This window comes from Streptomyces sp. NPDC017246 (assembly GCF_044331325.1).
In the GTDB taxonomy this organism is placed as follows: Bacteria; Actinomycetota; Actinomycetes; order Streptomycetales; family Streptomycetaceae; genus Streptomyces.
This window is the reverse complement of sequence record NZ_JBIRMW010000006.1, coordinates 102,797-118,003: the sequence shown is the minus strand read 5'-3', so window position 1 is coordinate 118,003 and position 15,207 is coordinate 102,797. Positions and strand designations below refer to the sequence as shown.

Genomic DNA, 15,207 nt, shown 5'->3' with positions numbered 1-15,207 from the left:
CGTCGGACCCGCCGGTCACGGAGAGCGGGTGCGGGGCCCGGCGTCGGACCCGCCGGTCGCTGAGGCCGGCGTCCGACCTGCCGGTGGCCGCGAGCGGGTGCGGGGCCCGGCCACAGGTCACCGGGCGTCGCGCCCGGCGCTGTTCCCGTGGTGTTCAGCCGGTGTTCGCGGCGGCGCGGGAGGGTGGCCCGCGAGATTCGGCCATCACAGGGAGAACGCCACACCATGCCCCTCAACCGCAGAGAGTTCACCAAGCAGTCCGCCGTCGCCGGTGCGGGGCTCGCCCTCACCGGTGTCGTCGGGGCTCTCGCCACCGCGCCCGAGGCGCTCGCCGCCGACGACCCGGAGACGTACGGCGCCGGCCACGGTCACGACCACGAGCACGGGCACGGGCACGGTCACGACCACGGCCACCGGCTCGGGTACGGACCGCTCGTCGGCGACCCCGAGGGGATGCTCGCCCTGCCCGCCGGGTTCTCGTACCGCGTCGTCACCCACAGCGGGGTGACCCGGCTGGAGTCCGGCGAGTTCACGCCCTCCAACCACGACGGCACCGCCGCCTTCGCCGGGCCGCGCGGCACCACGTACCTGGTCAACAACCACGAGCTCAAGGGCACCCGCGACAAGTGGGCCCACCCGGTGCCGCTCACCGAGGGGCTCGTCTACGACCCGGCCGCGGCCGGCGGCTGCACGGTCGTCGAGGTGCACCGCGACGGCACCGTCGCCGAGTGGGTCGGCATCGCCGGCACCTCCACCAACTGCGCGGGCGGCAGCACCGCCTGGGGCACCTGGCTGACCGGCGAGGAGAACTCCGACCGCGCCGGCGTCAACGGCATGACCAAGGACCACGGCTACATCTTCGAGGTCGACCCGCGCGACCGCCGCGCCAACCGGAGCCCGAAGCCGATCAAGGCCTTCGGCCGGTACGACCACGAGGCCGTCGTCATCGACCCCAAGCGGGGGCACGCCTACCTCACCGAGGACGCCTCCAACCCCAACGGGCTGCTCTTCCGCTGGACGCCGCCGAGGGGCTTCGAGCACGGCCGCGGCAAGCTCCGTACCCTCGCCGACGACGCCGGTGTGCTCCAGGCCGCCAAGTGCGTCGACTCCTCGGGCCGCTTCGTGGACGACCTCTCCCGGGCGGGCCGGATCGGCACCGTCTACGGCGTGGACTGGGTCGACGTCCCCGACCGCGACGGCCGCGCCACCTCCGTCCGCAAGCAGTTCACGGAGGGCCAGGTCACCCGCGCCCGCAAGCTGGAGGGCATGTGGTGGGCCGACGGCGGCACGTACGTCGTCTCCTCCTACGCGCGTGCGGAGAGCCCCGGCGCCGCGCACGACGGCCAGGTCTGGTTCTACGACCCCAAGCGCCGCACGCTCACCCTCAAGGTGCTGCTCGGTGTGAACGCGAACCCGGACGTGGACGGCGCCTACGACGGCCCCGACAACATCACCGTCTCCCCGTACGGCGGGCTCGTGATCGCCGAGGACGGCGAAGGCGTCCAGCACCTCTTCGGCGCGACCGACTCGGGCCGCACCTACCCGATCGCCCGGAACGACCTCAACGGCAGCGAGTTCACCGGTGTGACCTTCTCGCCCGACGGCGACACACTGTTCGCGAACATCCAGGACCCCGGCATCATGGTCGCGATCACCGGCCCCTGGCGGCGTCAGCCCCGCCGCTGACCCCTGGTCAGTTCCATGGACTGACATCTAACATGTCAGTCCATGGACGCACTACGGCCCGTGGGCCGGACCCTGTTGCGTGACCGGGCCTACGAAGCGCTGCGCGAGGCCATCGTGCGCGGCGACCTCGCCCCCGGCGCCCCGCTGAAGGACGCCGATCTCGCCGAACGGCTCGGGCTCTCGCGCGCACCCGTGCGCGAGGCCCTGGCCCGGCTCGGCGACGAAGGGCTCGTCGAGTCCAAGCCGCAGAGCTACACCCGGGTCACCCGGCCGGTCAGCCGGGTCGTCAGGGACGCCGCCTCGGTGGTGCGGGTGATGCACGAACTCGCCGCCAGGACCGGCGTACCCCTGCTCGGCCCGGAGGGCATCCGGGCCATGCGCGAGGCCAACGCGCGTTTCGCCGCGGCCGTTCGCGCCTCCGACGTCGAGGCCGCCCTCGACGCCGACGACGAGCTGCACCAGGTCCTCGTCGTCGCCAGCGGCAACCACGCCGCGGCCGCCACGATCGCGCGGTACACCCCCCTGATCCGCCGCGTCGAGCGGCGGCTCTTCGGCGACGCAGGGAGCTGCGGATCGGCCGAACTGCACGCCCGGCTCATCGACGCGTGCGAGGCGCGGGACGCGGCGGAGGCGGTGCGGGTCACCACGGAGATCTGGGCGGCCCTGGAGCAGCTCGCGGACGACGCCATCGAGGTGGCCGAGGTCACCGGGATCCCCGCACCCGTCGAGCCCGTCGGGTCTGCCGGGTCCGTCGAGCCCGTCGAGCCCGTCGAGCCCGTGGGGCCTGGCGGGTCCGCCGAGCCCGACGGGTCTGTCGCGGCGGTCAGGTCCGCAGAGTCCGCCGAAACCGCCGGGCCGCCCTTCCCCCCGGCGCGCCCCGCCCCGTAACGCGTCCAGGACCGTCGACCAGCCGCCGTCACCCACCGGGAGCCGCTTTGCCGATCACCGACTTCGACCGCTACCCGCTTCTCTTCGGACCCTCGCCGGTCCATCCCCTCGAACGGCTCACCCACCACCTCGGCGGCGCCACGCTCTGGGCCAAGCGCGAGGACTGCAACTCGGGTGTGGCGTACGGCGGGAACAAGACCCGCAAGCTGGAGTACCTGGTCGCCGACGCCCTCGCCCAGGGCTGCGACACGCTCGTCTCCATCGGCGGCGTCCAGTCCAACCACACCCGCCAGGTCGCCGCCGTCGCCGCCCGCGCCGGACTGCGCTGCGTCCTCGTCCAGGAGAGCTGGGTCGACTGGCCCGACTCCGTCTACGACAAGGTCGGCAACATCCTGATCAGCCGCCTCGCGGGCGCCGACGTACGGCTGGTGCGGGCCGGCTTCGGCATCGGCTTCAAGGAGAGCTGGGAGCAGGCCCTGCGGGAGGTCGAGGAGAGCGGCGGCAAGCCGTACGCGATCCCGGCGGGCGCCTCCGACCACCGGCTCGGCGGACTCGGCTTCGCGAACTGGGCGTACGAGGTGGCCGAACAGGAGCGCGAGCTCGGCGTCTTCTTCGACACGGTGGTCGTCTGCTCGGTGACCGGCTCCACCCAGGCCGGCATGGTCGCCGGCTTCGCCGCACTGGCCGAGGAGGGCGGGCCCGCCCGCCGGATCATCGGCGTCGACGCCTCCGCCAAGCCCGGTCCGACCCATGAACAGATCACCCGGATCGCCCGGGACACCGCCGCCCTCATCGGGGTCGAGCGCACGGTCACGGCGGCCGACGTCGAGCTCGACGAGCGGTACCACGCGGGGGTGTACGGCATCCCGGACGAGGCCACCCTCGACGCGATGCGGCTGGCCGCCCGCACCGAGGGCATGGTCACCGACCCCGTGTACGAGGGGAAGTCGATGGCGGGACTGGTCGACCTGGTGGACCGGGGAGAGATCGGCCGGGACTCGACCGTGCTCTACGCCCACCTCGGCGGCCAGCCCGCCCTCAACGCCTACAGCGCCCTGTTCTCCTAGCGGGCGTCCTGCCGGTCGGGCCGGGTGCGGGGCCCGACCGGCGAAGACATCCCCCGGCGTCGCGGGAGGCCGGTCGCTCAGAGGGCCTGGGCGGCCGGCTTCACCATGCCCCGGACGGTCCGGGACTTCACGAACTCGCCCATCGCCGTCATCTCCCACTCACCGGTGAACTGCTTGATCAGCTTGGCCATCATCACGCCGGTCTGCGGCTCGGCTGTGGTCAGGTCGAAGCGGACCAGCTCCTCGCCCGTCGCCGCGTCGATCAGCCGGCAGTAGGCCTTGGCGACCTCGGTGAACTTCTGGCCGGAGAAGGAGTTGACCGTGAAGACCAGGCCGGTGGTGTCGGCGGGCAGCCGGCCGAGGTCGACGACGATCACCTCGTCGTCGCCCGCGCCCTCACCGGTGAGGTTGTCGCCGGAGTGCTTCACCGAGCCGTTGAGGATGGACAGCTTGCCGAAGTAGCAGCTGTCCAGGTGGTTGCGCTGCGGGCCGTACGCGATGACGGAGGCGTCCAGGTCGATGTCCTTGCCCCGGTACGCGGGCTCCCAGCCGAGGCCCATCTTGACCTGGGAGAGCAGCGGGCGGCCGCCCTTGACCAGGGACACGGTCTGGTTCTTCTGGAGACTGACCCGGCCCTTGTCGAGGTTGATCTTGCCGCCGGAGGCGGCGGCCGGGGGAGCGGCCGGCGTGGCGGCGGCGATCCGGGGATCCACCGGAGCGACGGGCGGGGCCGGGGGTGCGACGGGGGCGGGCGGAGCGACGGGGGCGGGAGCGACCGGCGCGGCCGCCTGGGGGGCGGCGGCGGGCTCGTCGTCCACCGAGACGCCGAAGTCGGTGGCGATGCCGGCCAGGCCGTTCGCGTATCCCTGGCCGACGGCGCGGGCCTTCCACGCGCCGTTGCGCAGATAGATCTCGACGACCACGAGCGCGGTCTCGGTTGCGAGCTGCGGCGGGGTGAAGGTGGCGAGGACGCTGCCGTCGTCCGCGTTGCGGAGGGTGGCCGTGGGCTCCACGCCCTGGAAGGTCTGGCCCGCGGCGTCCGGGCTCGCGGTGACGACGATCCTCTCGATGCCGGCCGGGACGGCGGAGGTGTCGACCAGGATCGCGTCGGGGGCGGTCCCGCCGCCGGAGCGGTAGGTGACACCGGGACCGGACGGCTGGTTGTAGAAGATGAAGTCGTCGTCCGAGCGCACCTTGCCGTTGGCGCCGAGCAGCAGGCCCGAGACGTCGAGCCGCACCGGGGCGGCGACGTCCACCGCCACGCGCGCGGCGGTGAGAGGGATGTTCGAGCCGGGGGTCATAGCGGTCATGCCAGGGCTAACGAACCGGGTCCCTTTGCCGTTCCCTTACCCTCGTCCGGTTCGGCCACCTTGATTACGCGGGTGGTTCCTGGCCTGCCGCTCGTTGCCGAAGCGGTACGCACCCGTCCAGCGGGCCATGACGAGCTGGGCGTCGCCCGAGCCGACCTCGGCGAGGAACTTCTCGGCGCGTCCGCCGCGCAGGACGCCCGCGGCACGGCCGAGATGGGTGAGGACGACGGAGCCGTCACGGCGCTGCTCGTACGTGAATCCATGGGGTCGTGGCATGCCGGGCATCCTGCCGTTCCCGGTCAGATCCGTCATATGAATATTCTTTCGACCCATGGGTGCAGTGGGGGTGGAAGGGCCGGTCGTACCGGTGGGGGCCAGGGGCACTGTGGGCGGTAGCTGTTTCCGGACACAGGACGTGGACGAGGCGCGCGAGGAGCTCGACGCCCGCTACTACGCGAACCGTATGGACGTCGTCGACCGGGAGCGGCGCCCCTTCGCGGCCCGCTTCGACACGGTCGCGCTCGGCCCGCTGGTCATCGGCGACCTGAGCTGCGGGGCCGATGTGCGGATGAGCTTCGGGGAGCTCGGCGCGTACCACCTGAACGCGCCGCTCAGCGGGCGGATGGAGATGCGCCAGGGAGGGTCCGCGATCGTCGCGACCGCCACCGACGCGCTGCTGCTCGACCCGGCGGGTGACACCTTCCTCGATCGCTGGAGCGGGGACTGCCGGACCCTTTCGGTGAAGATCGGGGCGGCCGAGCTGCGCGACCGTCTGGAGCAGCTCGTCGGCCGCCCGCCCCGCGGCCCGCTCGCCTTCGCACCGCGGCTGGACATCTCGCGCGGTCCCGGTCTGAGCTGGGTGCGCTTCGCCCGGCAGGTCGCCGCCGAGGCGCTCGCGGGAGAGGGGCTGGCCCGGCACGAGCTGGTGGCCCGGCCCCTGCAGGAGGCGCTGCTCAACGGGCTGCTGCTGGCCGCGGAGCACCCCTGGCGCGAGGATCTGGCCCACCCGGGGGAGCCCCGGCGGCCGGCGCCGGTCAAGCGCGCGATGGACGCGGTACGGGAGCGCCCCGAGCACCCGTTCACGACCACCGAGCTCGCCGTCGTGGCGCGGGTGAGCGTGCGGCGGCTCCAGGAGTCCTTCCGCGAGTACGTGGGGATGTCCCCGATGGCGTTCGTACGGGAGGTCCGTCTCGACCGGGTCCGCGAGGAGCTGCGGGCGGCCGCGCCGGACGAGGTGAGCGTGAGCGAGGTGGCCTGGCGCTGGGGATTCGCCCACCAGGGACGCTTCGCGGCGCGCTACCGGGAGAAGTACGGCGAGTCTCCGTCCGGCACCTTGCGCGGCTGTGGCTGAGAACCGGTCCTGGCGGTCCGGCGTACGCCGGGGCGCGCAGGGGGCGCATATTTCGCTGACCGGCACACTTGCGTGCGTCAACCCACCGCGCATTCCGGACAGGTGCCGCGTTCAGCGGCTCGCGATGATCTTCCTCCGGGCCTACGGTGGGCAGGTCCGGTGCCGGCGTGCACTGTGACCCGGGCCCCGGCCGGCTCCCCCGTATCAGTCCGGCCGGGTCCTGCGTATCTCCCCGCTCGGGTCCGCCGACCCCTCCTGCCCCGACGACGGGACGCCCCGTCGTCCGGCGCGCCGCTCAGTGCGGCCAGCGCGGCGGGTTCACGCAGAAGTGGCCGCCCAGGTAGAGGTCGTCGGCGCTGCCCTCCGGCGGCAGGCCCTTCTCGGCGACGAGCTTCTCCGCGTAGACCTCCGAGTCGTCCTCCGGCTCGAAGCCGAGCGCCCGGGCCGTGGACAGGTCCCACCACGCGCGCGTGTTGGCGGAGGAGCCGTACACGATCGTGTGGGCCACGTCCTCCGCGGTGAGGCCGGCGTGCAGGAGACGGGCGCAGTCGGCGGGGCTGAGCCACATCGACAGCATCCGCACCGAGGTGGGCTCGGGGAAGCAGGAGCCGATGCGGACGGAGACGGTCTCAAGACCGTGCAGGTCCCAGTAGAGCTGCGCCAGATCCTCGCCGAAGCACTTGGAGAGGCCGTAGAAGGTGTCGGGGCGGTGCGGGGTGTCGGCCGGGACGAGCGGTTCGCCCTCGCGCGGACGGCGGGTGAAGCCGACGGCGTGGTTGCTGGAGGCGAGGACCACGCGCCGGACCCCCTCCTCGCGGGCGGCCTCGTACAGGTTGTACGTTCCGGCGATGTTGGCGGCCATGATCTTGTCGAAGGTCGACTCCAGGGAGATGCCGGCCAGGTGCACGATCGCGTCGACGCCCCGGACCGCCTCGCGCAGCGCCGCGCGGTCCGCGAGGTCGGCGACGATCGCGTCCGGCGCCCCGGGAACGGGGACGACGTCCAGGAGGCGGAGCTCGTAGCCGTACGGGGGCAGCAGCTCCCGCATCAGCGTGCCGACGCCCCCGGCGGCGCCGGTGAGCAGGAGTGTGCGGGGTGCGGGCATGGAGCGGGTCTCCTCCGTCGAGCGGCATGCGCTGGCATTCATCTGAGTGGCATTCACAACCATGGACACGCTAGGGAGCGGTCCGACGGAGCGTCAAGAGTGTGCGATCCGGCGCGTTCGCTCCTTGACCGGCGCTTCCGTGCTGTTCTAGCGTGCGGGGCGTCAGTGTTCAAGAATATGGATGACAGTCATAACTGTGCACGCGCTGGCCCTGCACGACGGACTTCCCTGGGAGCGACCGTGACCACTGCCCCGCTCGCCGGCCGGCTCGACGGCCTGCTGTTCTTCCCCGTCACCGCCTTCGCGCCGGACGGCTCCGTCGACCTCGACACCTTCCGCGCCCATGTGCGCGCGGGCGTCGACGCGGGCGCGGCGGCGGTGTTCGCCTGCTGCGGCACCGGCGAGTTCCACGCCCTCACCCCCGAGGAGTTCCGGGACTGCGTCGCCGCCGCCGTCGAGGAGTCCGCGGGCCGCGTACCCGTCGTCGCGGGCGCCGGCTACGGCACCGCGCTCGCCGTCCGGTACGCCCGGCTCGCCGAGGAGGCCGGCGCCGACGGACTCCTCGCCATGCCGCCCTACCTCGTCGTCGCCGACCAGGCCGGGCTGCTCCGCCACTACACCGAACTCGCCGCCGCCACCTCGCTCGACGTCATCGTCTACCAGCGCGACAACGCGATCCTCACCCCCGACACCGCCGTCGCCCTCGCCCGTACCGACGGGATCATCGGCCTCAAGGACGGCCTCGGCGACCTCGACCTGATGCAGCGGATCGTCAGCGCCGTCCGCGCCGAGGGCCTCGGCCTCCTCTACTTCAACGGCCTGCCGACCGCCGAACTCACCGGCGCCGCCTACCGGGGCATCGGCGTCACCCTCTACTCCTCCGCCGTCTTCTGCTTCGCCCCCGACATCGCCCTCGCCTTCCACCACGCCCTCACCACCGGCGACGACACCACCGTGAACCGGCTGGTCGACGTCTTCTACCGGCCGCTCGTCGAACTCCGCGCCCAGGGACGGGGATACGCCGTCTCGCTCGTCAAGGCGGCGGTGCGGAGGGGAGGCCTGGACGTGGGCGAGGTACGGCCGCCGCTGAGCGAGCCCGCACCCGAGCACGTCGACGAACTCATGCTGCTCGTCGAGCGCGGCCGGACCCTCCTGAAGGAGATCGGCGCATGACCGGGAACACGGGCGGAACCGCGAACGGCCTGCGCGCGGGCGCCTTCGTCTACCCCTGGGACGTCGACGGCGACCCCGCCGCCCCGGGGCTCCTCGCGGACCTCGGGATCGCGCAGGTCACCCTCGCCGCCGCCTACCACTCCACCCGGGCACTGACCCCGCGCCACCCGGCCCACCGGATCGTCACCGCCGAGCACGCCGCCGTGCTCTACCTGCCGGACCCGGACCGCTGGGCGGACCGCCCGCTCCGCCCGTACCCGGCGGGGGACTGGGCCCCCGGAGACGCCTACGGGCGGGCCTCCGAGGCCCTCGCCGCCACCGGCCTGGAGGTGCACAGCTGGGTCGTCCTCGCGCACAACTCCCGCCTCGGCGCCGAGCACCCGGAGACCTCCGTCGTCAACGCCTACGGCGACCGCTACCCCTGGGCCCCCTGCATCGCCCGCCCCGAGGTGCGCGCCCTGCTCGTCGGCCTGGCCGCCGAGGCCGCCGTACGGCCCGGCGCGGCCGGCACCGAACTGGAGTCCTGCGGCTGGTACGGCCTCGCCCACCTGCACGCCCACGACAAGACCGCCGGCGTCGCCCTGGGGGAGCGGGAGCAGTACCTGATGTCGCTCTGCTTCTGCCCCTCCTGCCGCCAGGGGTACGGGGACGGGGGCGCCGATCCCGACGAGCTCGCCGCCGCCGTGCGCGGCGCCCTGGAACCCGTCTGGGCCGGATCGGGACCGGCAGGGGAGCTCGGCGCCCCGGAGGCCCCCGCCCTCGCCTGGCGCGCCGGGACCGCCCGAACCTTCCAGGAGGCCGCCGTGGCCGCCGTACGGGCCGCCGCCCCGCCCGGCTTCCGGGTACTGCTGCACGCCGACCCCGACCCGTACCGCTGCGGCGCCGACACCGGCACGGACCCGGCGCACGTCCTGGGCCTCGCGGACGGGGTGGTCGCCCGCCCGCCCCGCGTCGCGGAGTTCGCCGCCCACGCCCGCCCGGGGACCGTCCTCGCGGCGAACCTGTCCGTCGTCACCGGGATGGGGGGCGCCCCCGACCGGCTGGCCGACTCCGCCGAGCAGGCGCGCGACACGGGCGCGACCGAACTGCGGCTCTACCACGCGGGCCTCGCATCGGACGAGGACCTGGCCGCCGTCCGGGCGGCCTTGAAGGCGCTCGGCTAGACAGCCCCCGGTCTCCCGAACAGGGAGACCGGGGCGCACCGTCCGCCGTCCGCCGCTCCTACTTCTGCTCCTGCTCCCGCTGTTCCTGTCCCGGTTCCCGCTCCCGCGGCGCGGACAGCAGGCGCGCGGCCGAGGCGCGGGTGTCGGCGACATGGGCGCGGGCCAGTGCCTCCGCACCGTCCTCGTCGCGGTCGCGGACGGCCTCGTAGAGCCGCTCGTGGGCCCCGCACATCGGCTCGCCGTCCGCGTGCGCCGAGGTCAGCCGGAACAGCCGGCGCAGCCGGGAGTCGAGCGGGGCCATCAGGTCCACCAGGAGCGGATTGCCGGAGAGTTCGACGATCCGCCGGTGGAAGTCGGCGTTGAGGGACACGGCCTCGCGGAGCCGTCCGGACTCCGCCGCCCTCCTGGCCCGGGCAAGCAGCCGCTCAAGGTCGCGCAGCTGGGCGGGGTCCGCGTGCCGGGCGGCGAGTCGCGCGGCCAGACCCTCCAGGTTCGGCCCCGCCCCACCCTTGCCCCGCTCGCCCTCGCCCCGTCCCTCACCAGGCGAGATCCTCCAGCGCGTCCAGATCCGGGACCGGCGTCGCGATCGGCTCCATGCCCTCCGAGCCCACCCTCAGCTCCGCCCAGATCGTCTTGCCGCGCCGGGCGTAGCGCGTGCCCCAGCGCTCCGCGTACTGCGCCACCAGATACAGCCCGCGCCCGCCCTCGTCCGTCGTCGCCGCGTGCCGCAGGTGCGGCGAGGTGCTGCTCGCGTCCGAGACCTCGCAGATCAGCGTCCGGTCGTGGAGCAGCCGGACCCGGACCGGATCGGCGCCGTACCGCACCGCGTTCGTGATCAGCTCGCTGAGCACCAGCTCCGCCGTGAACGCCAGGTCCTCAAGACCCCACTCCGTCAGCTTCGCCGCCGCCGCGTTCCGTACCGGCGAGACCGCCGACGGATCGCGCGCCACCTCCCACTCGGCGATCCGGTCCCGGTCGAGCATCCGCGTCCTGGCCACGAGCAGCGCGATGTCGTCGCGCGGCGACGGCGAGAGAAGGGTCGCCAGCACGTCCGCGCAGATCTGCTCCGGGCTCCGGTCCGGGCGCGCGAGCGTCGACCGCAGCAGTCCCAGACCCGTGTCCAGGTCCCGCCCCCGGTCCTCCAGGAGCCCGTCCGTGAAGAGCACCAGCTTGCTGCCCTCCATCAGCCGCAGCTCGGTCGTCTCGAACGGCACGTCGCCCAGACCGAGCCCCAGCGGAAGTCCCGGCGACAGCTGGGGGAAGTCGACCCGCCCGTCGGGACCCACGAGCGCCGGACCGGGATGCCCGGCGCTCGCCACCGTGCACAGCCCGGACGCCGGGTCGTAGATCGCGTACAGACAGGTGGCGCCGGTGATGCCCTCCTCACGGCGCCGTCCCTCGCCGTCCGGCCCCTCCGACTCCCGGTCGTCGATGCGGGCCGTCAGCTCGTCGAGATGGCCCAGCAGCTCGTCCGGCGGCACGTCCAGCGTCGAGAAGTTGTGGACCGCCGTCCGCAGCCGCCCCATGGTCGCCGCCGCGTGCAGCCCGTGCCCCACCACGTCGCCCACCACCAGCGCCACCCGCGCACCCGGCAGCGGGATCACGTCGAACCAGTCGCCGCCGACCCCGGCCTTCGCCGGGAGATAGCGGTACGACACCTCCACCGCGCTCTGGTCGGGCAGCACCCGGGGCAGCAGGCTCCGCTGGAGCGTCACCGCCATGGCGTGCTCCCGGGTGAACCGGCGGGCGTTGTCGATCGCGACCGCCGCCCGCGCCGCCAGCTCCTCCGCGAACGACAGGTCCTCCTCCCCGAACGGCTCCGGGGTGTCCGCACGCCAGAAGTTCGCCATGCCCAGCACCACCCCACGGGCCAGCAGCGGCACGGTGAGCAGCGAGTGCATCCCGAAGGCGAGGGCCCGCGCCGCCCCCTCCGGATCCTGCTGCCGCCAGCCCTCCGCCGCCGCCAGCTCCGTCTGCACCACCGCGTGCCCCGCGCCCAGGGCCGTCGCCATCGGGGTGCTCGCGACGTCGAACCGCACGGTGTCCCCGACCGGCTGGAGCGGCTGGTCGGGGCGGAGTCCGCTCAGCGCCGTCCGTCGCATCTCCGTGGTCGCCGGCGCGGAGGCCGGCGGCTCCTCCCCGCGCAGCACCGGTTCGAGCAGCTCCACCGTCGCGAAGTCCGCGAACCGGGGCACGGCCACCTCCGCCAGCTCCTCCGCCGTCCGCACGACCTCCAGGGTCGTCCCGATGCGCACCCCCGCCTCGTAGAGCAGCTGGAGCCGGCCACGGGCCACCGCCGCCCGGCCGGTCAGCGCCGCCAGCTCGGTGGTGTCCCGCATCGTCATCACACATCCGGACTCGCGCCCGGCCGGGAGCGTGGGCCGGACGCTCACCGCGAGCAGCCGGTCGCCCGCCCGGTGCACCTCGTCCGTCGCCGACCTGCCCGACTCCAGCAGCTCGACCGTCCGCGGATCGAGGCCGAGCTCCGAGACGTGCCGCCGCTCCGCGTCCGCCGTGAGCCCGAGCAGCCGCCGCGCCTCGTCGTTGGCGAGCAGCAGACGGCGGTCCGGGCCCACGATCAGGACCCCTTCGCGCACCGCGTGCAGGACCGCCTCGTGGTGCTCCTTCATCCGGGTCATCTCGGCCGGGCCGAGGCCGTGCGTCTGTCTCCGCAGCCGCCGGCTCACCAGCGCGGCCCCGCCCACGGCGATCACCAGGGCGCCCGCCGCGGCGCCCACCAGCAGGGGCAGCCGCCCCTCCACCGCGTGGGTGATGCTCTCCACCTCGACCCCGCTGGTGACCAGGCCGACGATCCGGCCCCGGTCGTCCACGACCGGCACGACGGCCCGCACGGCGTCGTTGGGAGCGCCCCGGAACAGTTCGGTGAAGGACTCGCCGTCGACCACCGCACGGGACAGGTCCCCGGTCGCCTTGCGGCCGATCAGCTCCGGTTCCGAGTCGGTGTACCGCACGCCGTCCCGGTTCAGGACCGCGATGAAGTCCACCCCCGTGGCCCGCCGGGTCGCCTCCGCCCGGGCCTGGAGCACGGCCGTCGGATCGGGCGAGGCGAGGGCCTCGTCGATGCCGGGCGCCTTCGCGAAGGCCTCCGCGACCGCGAGCGAGCGGACCTCGGCGTCCCGCTGGGAGTCGCTGCGCGCCTGGTAGAACGTGATGAACACGGCCGCCGCGATCACCAGGAGCGCGATCAGCGCCTCCAGGGCGAAGACCTGCCCGGCGAGGCTCCGCAGCCCGGTTCCGCGTTCGCGCCCGCCGGGGTCCTTCCCCTGCGGGCGGCCCCGGGCGGTCATCCCGTGCTCCGGGCGATGAGCAGGGCCACGTCGTCCGGCGCACCGGGCCGGCGCAGCGCCCGCAGCAGCTCGTCGCAGGTCTCCTCGAGCGGCCCGCGCGCCTTGTCGAGGAGACCCACGAGCAGCGCGAGCCGTTCGTCGATCGCGTCGTGCCGGGTCTCGATCAGTCCGTCCGTGTAGAGCACGAGCCGGTCCCCGGGCCGGAACGGCACCCGGACCGTCCGGAACGTCCCGCCGCCCACCCCCAGCGGCGCCCCCGGAGGCACGTCCACCAGCTCGGCCGGGCCCTCCGCCGGTACCCGTACGGGCGGCAGATGGCCGGCGTTCGCGATCCGGCACCGGCCGTGGACCGGGTCGTGCACGGCGAAGAGACAGGTCGCGATGTAGTGCTCGAGGCCCGCGGTGATCCGGTCCAGATGCCGCAGGACCTGGGAGGGCGGGAGATCGAGGTCGGCGAAGGCGCAGGTGGCGGTCCGCAACCGGCCCATCGTCGCCGCCGCGTCGATCCCGCTGCCCATCACGTCCCCCACGACGAGCGCCGTCTTGTCGTCGGGCAGCGGGATCACGTCGTACCAGTCGCCGCCGACCTCGCTGGACGCCTGCGCCGGCTGGTAGCGGGCCGCGATCTCCAGGCCCGCCAGTTCCGGGGGCGCGCCCGGCAGCAGACTGCGCTGGAGCGTCACCGCCGAGTTCCGCACGCTCTGGTACCAGCGCGCGTTGTCGATGCTCACGGCCGCGCGGGCGGCGAGTTCCGTCGCGAGGAGGACGTCGTCGCCGTCGAAGGGCAGGGCGTTGCGGTCGCGCTTGAGGTCGAGCGCGCCGAGGACCTCGCCGCGCGCGATCAGCGGCACCGCCAGGTACGAGTGCACTCCGGCCCGGGCGAGCAGCTCCGCCGCCTCGGGGCTCCGCGCGATCCGGGAGAGGTCGCCGGGGCCGACGTGCTGCACGAGGACCGGCAGACCGGTGTGCACACACCGGGTGACGAGCCGGTCCGCCCCGTACATGGTGATGGCCCCGGGCGGGTCCGCCGCGGGCAGCGCGTCCGTCCGGGCCGCGGCCTTCACCGCGAGCGCCCGGAACAGCTCGGGCCCCTCCTCGGGGGCGCCCGGTCTGCGCAGCGCCAGGACGGAGTCGAGGACGTCGACGGCCGCGATGTCCGCGAGCTCCGGCACCACCACGGAGGCCAGCTCGTCGGCGGTCTGCTCCACCTCCAGGGTGGTGCCGACCCGGGCGGAGGCGTCCGCGATGAGCGCGAGCCGTCGCCGGGACCGGTCGGCGTCCGCGTCCGCCCGGTGCCGCTCGGTCACGTCGATCACCGAGGCGGCGACGCCGAGGACCCGGTCCTCGGTCCCCTCCAGGCGGTAGAAGGACACGGACCAGGCGTGGTCGCGGTCCGGGTCGGCGGGGGTCCGTCCGACGGTGGGATGGTCGAGCAGGGGCGTCCCCGTGGCCAGTACGGTGCGCAGCGCGGCCTCCAGGGCCGCGGCGTCGACCTTCGGGAGCATGTCGCTGATCCGCCGCCCGATGTGCAGGGCGGCCGGGACGCCGTTGATCCGTTCCAGGGCCGGGTTCACCCGGACGTAGCGCAGGTCGGTGTCGAGGACGGCCAGGCCGATCGGTGACTGGGAGACGAGCCGGTCGGAGAGCGCCAGCTCGGTCTCGACCCGTTCGACGGCGGCGTGGTCGGCGGCGATCCCGAGCGCGTACAGACCCCCCAGGTCGTCGGTGAGCCGCATGTTGCGGAACTCCACCTGCCGGACGGTGCCGTTCTTGTGCCGTACGGGGAAGGTGCCGGCCCAGGTGGTGCCCTCGCGCAGCACCTCGCCGAAGAGACGCATCGCCTCCTCGCGGTGCTCCGTGCCGACGATCAGGCGGGCCACGTACTGGCCCAGGGCCTCGGCGGCGCCGAAGCCGAAGAGGTCCTCCGCCTGGGGACTCCACAGCACGATCCGGCCGTGGGCGTCCACGACGATGGCGGCGACACCGAGCACGTCGAGGAGACCCTTGCCGTCCAGGGGCATCCCGACCCGCCCCGTCGTCCCCGGGAAGGATCCGGCCGTCACACTGCCCTCCTCCCGCCGCGCCATGCCTCCTTCCATGCTCGCCGCCTGCCGGTCGCCCCGCACCGCGAGCGCCGCGCGCGAGGGGCCGCAGAC

Annotated in this window: 11 protein-coding genes and 1 pseudogene; 6 read left to right on the top strand and 6 right to left on the bottom strand. The window is 74.0% G+C overall.

Features of this window, described 5'->3' with window-relative positions; all coding sequences use genetic code 11:
* The first annotated feature begins 225 nt into the window (after positions 1-225).
* The 3 genes and pseudogenes from ACH4MY_RS15835 (at position 226) to ACH4MY_RS15825 (ending at position 3,641) form a co-directional block, all read left to right on the top strand.
* Complete coding sequence (locus tag ACH4MY_RS15835; protein WP_398003010.1) at positions 226-1,686, top strand: alkaline phosphatase PhoX; 1,461 nt, start codon at positions 226-228, stop codon at positions 1,684-1,686.
* Positions 1,687-1,728: 42 nt separating this feature from the next.
* A pseudogene (locus ACH4MY_RS15830) lies at positions 1,729-2,367 on the top strand (GntR family transcriptional regulator); the annotation flags it as partial.
* A gap of 254 nt (positions 2,368-2,621) precedes the next feature.
* Positions 2,622-3,641 carry a 1-aminocyclopropane-1-carboxylate deaminase gene (locus ACH4MY_RS15825; RefSeq protein ID WP_398003007.1) on the top strand — a complete coding sequence of 340 codons (1,020 nt, stop codon included), beginning with the start codon at positions 2,622-2,624 and terminating at the stop codon, positions 3,639-3,641.
* A 77-nt stretch (positions 3,642-3,718) separates the two neighbouring features.
* Here the strand turns inward: ACH4MY_RS15825 and ACH4MY_RS15820 are convergent, their stop codons facing one another.
* Both ACH4MY_RS15820 and ACH4MY_RS15815 read right to left on the bottom strand, forming a co-directional pair.
* The gene (locus ACH4MY_RS15820) at positions 3,719-4,951 is read right to left on the bottom strand and encodes a TerD family protein (RefSeq protein WP_398003004.1); all 1,233 of its coding nucleotides are present in this window, start codon (positions 4,949-4,951) and stop codon (positions 3,719-3,721) included.
* Between the two features lie 36 nt (positions 4,952-4,987).
* Positions 4,988-5,227 carry a hypothetical protein gene (locus tag ACH4MY_RS15815; protein WP_398003002.1) on the bottom strand — a complete coding sequence of 80 codons (240 nt, stop codon included), beginning with the start codon at positions 5,225-5,227 and terminating at the stop codon, positions 4,988-4,990.
* A gap of 139 nt (positions 5,228-5,366) precedes the next feature.
* Between ACH4MY_RS15815 and ACH4MY_RS15810 the strand changes: the two genes are divergently transcribed.
* Positions 5,367-6,302, top strand: coding sequence for an AraC family transcriptional regulator (locus tag ACH4MY_RS15810; RefSeq protein WP_398003000.1), 936 nt, complete (start codon positions 5,367-5,369; stop codon positions 6,300-6,302).
* A gap of 295 nt (positions 6,303-6,597) precedes the next feature.
* Here ACH4MY_RS15810 and ACH4MY_RS15805 read toward each other — a convergent pair whose 3' ends face one another.
* Positions 6,598-7,407 (bottom strand): NAD-dependent epimerase/dehydratase family protein, encoded by an 810-nt coding sequence (locus ACH4MY_RS15805; protein WP_398002998.1) that lies wholly within the window; start codon positions 7,405-7,407, stop codon positions 6,598-6,600.
* Positions 7,408-7,647: 240 nt separating this feature from the next.
* Here ACH4MY_RS15805 and ACH4MY_RS15800 point away from each other — a divergent pair, with 240 nt between their 5' ends.
* Both ACH4MY_RS15800 and ACH4MY_RS15795 read left to right on the top strand, forming a co-directional pair.
* Positions 7,648-8,580, top strand: coding sequence for a 5-dehydro-4-deoxyglucarate dehydratase (locus ACH4MY_RS15800; RefSeq protein WP_398002995.1), 933 nt, complete (start codon positions 7,648-7,650; stop codon positions 8,578-8,580).
* A 29-nt stretch (positions 8,581-8,609) separates the two neighbouring features.
* On the top strand, positions 8,610-9,743 hold the full coding sequence (locus ACH4MY_RS15795; RefSeq protein ID WP_398003858.1) for a hypothetical protein: 1,134 nt from the start codon (positions 8,610-8,612) through the stop codon (positions 9,741-9,743).
* 58 nt (positions 9,744-9,801) lie between these two features.
* On the opposite strand, the gene ACH4MY_RS15790 is transcribed toward ACH4MY_RS15795, so the two are convergent.
* From ACH4MY_RS15790 to ACH4MY_RS15780, 3 genes are read right to left on the bottom strand one after another with little or no spacing between them, the layout of a single operon-like run.
* Complete coding sequence (locus ACH4MY_RS15790) at positions 9,802-10,224, bottom strand: GntR family transcriptional regulator (protein ID WP_398003855.1); 423 nt, start codon at positions 10,222-10,224, stop codon at positions 9,802-9,804.
* 55 nt (positions 10,225-10,279) lie between these two features.
* Positions 10,280-13,051, bottom strand: a complete 2,772-nt coding sequence (locus tag ACH4MY_RS15785) for a SpoIIE family protein phosphatase (RefSeq protein ID WP_398002992.1) — start codon at positions 13,049-13,051, stop codon at positions 10,280-10,282.
* Positions 13,048-15,138, bottom strand: a complete 2,091-nt coding sequence (locus tag ACH4MY_RS15780) for a SpoIIE family protein phosphatase (RefSeq protein ID WP_398002991.1) — start codon at positions 15,136-15,138, stop codon at positions 13,048-13,050. Before ACH4MY_RS15780 ends, ACH4MY_RS15785 begins: the two co-directional genes overlap by 4 nt.
* Between the last annotated feature and the right edge of the window lie 69 nt (positions 15,139-15,207).